The organism is Winogradskyella ouciana, from assembly GCF_009709615.1.
Lineage (GTDB): Bacteria > Bacteroidota > Bacteroidia > Flavobacteriales > Flavobacteriaceae > Winogradskyella > Winogradskyella ouciana.
In genome coordinates, this window is the sequence record NZ_WJYA01000226.1 from 1 (window position 1) to 252 (window position 252).

Sequence of the window (252 nt, forward strand, 5' to 3'; positions counted from 1 at the left end):
CGAAGGCGACGCCGCGCACGATCAGGCAGACCAGGATGAGCAGCAGCGGCAGGTAGAAGCCGGAGAAGAGGGTGGCGTACCACTCGGGGAAGGCGGCGAAGGTGGCGCCGCCCGCGCTGAGCAGCCACACCTCGTTGCCGTCCCAGACCGGGCCGATCGTGTTGATCAGGACCCGCCGCTCGCGCCGGTCACGGGCGAGCAGCTTGGTCAGGACGCCGATGCCGAAGTCGAAGCCTTCGAGGAAGAAGTACC

Annotated in this window: 1 protein-coding gene; it reads right to left on the reverse strand. The window is 68.3% G+C overall.

The genetic code is table 11. The features are described 5' to 3' along the window. Window positions 1-252: cytochrome d ubiquinol oxidase subunit II (gene cydB / locus F1003_RS19040; RefSeq protein ID WP_155090376.1), on the reverse strand; the 252-nt coding region annotated here is incomplete at both ends.